The organism is Sphingomonas bacterium, assembly GCF_903643065.1.
In the GTDB taxonomy this organism is placed as follows: Bacteria; Pseudomonadota; Alphaproteobacteria; order Sphingomonadales; family Sphingomonadaceae; genus Sphingomonas.
Genome location: NZ_CAHJWX010000329.1, coordinates 1 through 3469 on the forward strand (window position 1 = coordinate 1; position 3469 = coordinate 3469).

A 3469-nucleotide genomic window follows, 5' to 3' on the forward strand; every position below is an offset into this window, starting at 1 on the left:
AACCGATCCGTTGCGCAACGCGCACCATACTCACCGGCGCTCGCGTTCCCGCCGATCAACTGCCGCGGCGCGACGCCGATCTGGTCGCGGTCGCCAAACCCAATTCGATCGCGCTGCGCATTGCGATGGTCGCTGCCGGCGAGGCCGATCTGGTCGCGACGCTGCGCTGGGGGCATGAATGGGACATCGCCGCCGCCGCGCTGCTCGCGGCGGAGGCGGGCGCGGGGGTGACGGACGCGCTGGGCCTCCCGCTTCACTTCAACAAGCCGCGCGCGGAGGCGTTCGGCGTGCTCGCCACCGCCCCGGCGCTGCACCGCGCGGCGGTGGAGCATCTGGCGGAACGCGCGCATCGGCTGGCGAGCGCGGCGTAGGCAGAGGCAATAGCAATTGGGGCTATGCGCCCTTGCCCAGCCCGCCCGGCGCGTCCGCCGTCGGCGCGCGGTCGCGCTCGACATAGCGGATCACCCATTTGGCATAGCCCTCCGGCGCGCGGACGATGTCGGGGACGCCGACCGGATCGTCTCCCGTCTCCACCCAGCCCGCGCCGTCGCAATGCGGGCAGATCGCGCGCGAGCAGCGGAACGAGACGAGGTCGATCGAGATGTTCCACTGGCCATGGCCGCGACAGATCGGGCAGCGCGCGTCGAGGCTGCCGTTGCGGGCGCATAGCGGCACGTTGTCGAACGCGTGCGGGCTGTCGGGCCCGGCGCAGGTCACGAGGTCACTGGCGTGCGGCATGGCGCGGCATGGTCCCTGGATCGTCCTCGTTCGCTTGCCGCACCCGACTCAGGTCCCGCGCAGGTCGGCCATCAGGTCCTGCTTCGGGAACGAACCGAAGCGCAGGTAATCACCCGAGGCGAGATTGCGCGCCATGACCAGCAGGCGCGAGACGGGATGGCGCCCCGCCATCGACCGCCGCCGTTCCAGATAGGCGCGACGGCCCTGGATCACCTGCAGGACGTCGGGCCGGATCCAGCGATCGGGGAAGGCGCGCAGGCGCTCCTCGATGGTAGTCACCCGCGCCAGCGCGAGGTCGGCCGCGTAATGGTCCTGCCCCGTCGATCCGTCGCCGACCGGCGGCTTGGCGAACAGGCCGACGCCGATCAATTGTCCGCCGTGCTGGCGGTAATCGATCAGCGGCTCGGCGATCAGTTCGAGCTGGCTCACCGCCGACAGGACGATGGTGATCCAGTCGTCATGCGAGTAATCGAGCGGGAAGGGCAACAGCACGTCGCGGTAGCTGGCCCGGAACGACAGCAACACACCGTAGCAGAGGCCCCGCTTGATATACAGGTCGAGACCCCGGCCGGTGCGGAACTTCCTCACGCGGCTGGGATGAAGCCCCATATGTTGCCACAGACTGTAACCCAGCGGTTCCAGATCAGGGCCGACGACGGCCGCGTCGCCGATCACGGCGCCGACCTCGGGCCGGGCCTGGTAGGCGGCCTCGTGGCGGGCGAGCTTGTTCGGATGCCAGACGTCGTCCTGATCGGACAGGAGGATGACGTCGCCGCCGGCCAGTTCGACGGCCTGTTCGAAGTTCTTGATGTAGCCGAGCCGCACGGGATTGCGACGGGTCACGACCGGGAAGGGGGCGGTTTGTGCGAACCGGTCGACGATGTCCGGCGTGGCGTCGTCGGAGCGATCGTCGGTGACGACGAGCTCGTCAGGCTGGCGAGTCTGGGTGAGGAGCGAGTCGAGCTGCGCCTGAAGGTGTTTCGCGCCATTGCACGTCGCCATCGCCACGGAGAGTTTCACTGACAGCCCGCCTCGCTCACCGACCGTTCGGCCTTCGCCAGGCCCAGTGCGATGGCTATCGCCGCGACCACCGGGATGCAACCCGTGGCGGCGACTGGATCAGGGCTGCGCGGCCTGAAGCGGCGGTGCGCCGGCCTCGTCCTGCGTCGCATAGCGCACGCGTGCGCGGGGTGGGAGCATGAGCGACGGTGCGGGGCGGCCGGCGGTGACGAGGACCTGATCGATCGGGATCGCGTCCGCCGCCTCGCTGGCGAGGAACGCCTGGACGAGGCGCGTGCCGGCGTGAGGCAGCAGCGTCGGCGGAACGGGGGTGGGCTGGCGCCCCATGCCGAGCAGCCAGTCGGGGCGGCCGGCGATGTGGCGCACGCGCGGGTGGACGACCTGAAGGTCGACGGCGCCGGCATATTGGCCGACGACCAGCGGCTTAGCGCCCGTGAACAGCACGACCGACCGGCCTGTCGCGCGATCGGCGATCACGGCATAGCCGTCGCCACGCTTGTCGCTCGGGTCCTCCGCCAGCGCGACCTGATCGATCGTCAGCGGGTCGATGCCGGTCATCACCTTGAGCCGCGCCGCCATCCATGGAGTCGCGCCCGGCTGGGCCGGCGCCTCGGCGACATGGCCAAAGCCGACATAGACGAACATCTTCGCGCTCGGCTCCGCCCTCAGTGCCGCGGCGAGATGCGTCGCCTGCGCCAACTCGCGCGCGACGATCTGGTCGTCGGGATCGGCCAAACGCTCGGTCGGGATCTGTTCACAGGCGAGCGGTCGATAACCCATCGCCAGCGCCTGTCGCACGAAGTCGCCGAACACCGGATCGGCGGTGTAGTAACCGCTGACCTGACGAGGATAGCCGTCGCGGATCAGGCCGGCGAGCCGTCGCGCCGCCAGCGCCGGATCGGGATTGGCTTCCAGCGTCTCCAGCGCGAGGACGCGATAGCCGAGCGGCCGCAGCGCGCGCGCGACCGCCAGCCCGAAAGCCCGGCCGCGCGGCTGGCCGTGGTCCTCGTTGAGGACGACGACGCGGGTCCGGCGCGCGCGCGCGACGATCTCGGCGAGCGCGTCGCGCGGGATCGCCGCCCGGAGACGGGCGAGGTCGGCGGGCGGCAGCGGCGACAATGGCGCGGGTGGGCCGGGGCGCTCGATCGTCATCCGCGTCTCGGCCTCGATCCAGCTGTCATACGCATCGCCGGGAACCGGCCGGCCCGTCGGATCGAAGGCGAGCGGTCGCCAGGCGTTGGCGGCATCAAGGTATCGGCCGGCGTACTTGGCTTGCAAGGCCGCTTCGGCCGCCACCTGCACCGCGGCATCGTCCTGGGCGTCGACCGGCGCGGCGAGCAGCGCCAACGCGGCGGCCCACCGCCTCATTTTGCTTCATCGTCCTTGTAGCGCATCTCCAGGTAGCGCCCCCGCGTCGACAGCTGGTCCAGGTCCGCGCTCGCGAGGCGTTCCGTCAACTGGCCGATCTCCTGTTCGATTACCGTCAGCCCGGCGAGCAGTTCGGTGTCGGGGCTGCGGCCGTTCCTCGCCTGCGCGCGCAGAGGGGCGGGGACGCGGGCATAATCGGCGAGGAAGGCGGGGAGCTGCTCGCCGACCAGCTTGCGGACCTCGCCCGCCTCGGGCGTGTCGTCGCCGACGCGGGCGAGCTGGGGCGACAGCGTGTCGAGCCGCGCGCCGATCTGGTCCGCCAGCCGCGCGGCGGGGCCGGGCA

The 3469-nt window shown here is 71.0% G+C and carries 4 protein-coding genes and 1 pseudogene; 1 reads left to right on the forward strand and 4 read right to left on the reverse strand.

Translation table 11 applies throughout. The annotated features are described in order from the left end of the window. The coding region (locus HUU95_RS11405; protein ID WP_302480121.1) for an inositol monophosphatase family protein at positions 1 to 371 on the forward strand (371 nt) is incomplete at its 5' end. A gap of 22 nt (positions 372 to 393) precedes the next feature. On the opposite strand, the gene HUU95_RS11410 is transcribed toward HUU95_RS11405, so the two are convergent. The 4 genes and pseudogenes from HUU95_RS11410 to HUU95_RS11425 all read right to left on the reverse strand — a co-directional run. Beyond that, on the reverse strand, positions 394 to 738 hold the full coding sequence (locus HUU95_RS11410; protein ID WP_174280222.1) for a hypothetical protein: 345 nt from the start codon (positions 736 to 738) through the stop codon (positions 394 to 396). Positions 739 to 786: 48 nt separating this feature from the next. Next, positions 787 to 1839 (reverse strand): glycosyltransferase family 2 protein, encoded by a 1053-nt coding sequence (locus tag HUU95_RS11415; protein WP_174280223.1) that lies wholly within the window; start codon positions 1837 to 1839, stop codon positions 787 to 789. Between the two features lie 18 nt (positions 1840 to 1857). Then, positions 1858 to 3126 carry a hypothetical protein gene (locus tag HUU95_RS11420; protein ID WP_174280224.1) on the reverse strand — a complete coding sequence of 423 codons (1269 nt, stop codon included), beginning with the start codon at positions 3124 to 3126 and terminating at the stop codon, positions 1858 to 1860. Then, positions 3123 to 3469: pseudogene (locus tag HUU95_RS11425) on the reverse strand (hypothetical protein); the annotation flags it as partial. The pseudogene HUU95_RS11425 and the gene HUU95_RS11420, both read right to left, overlap by 4 nt.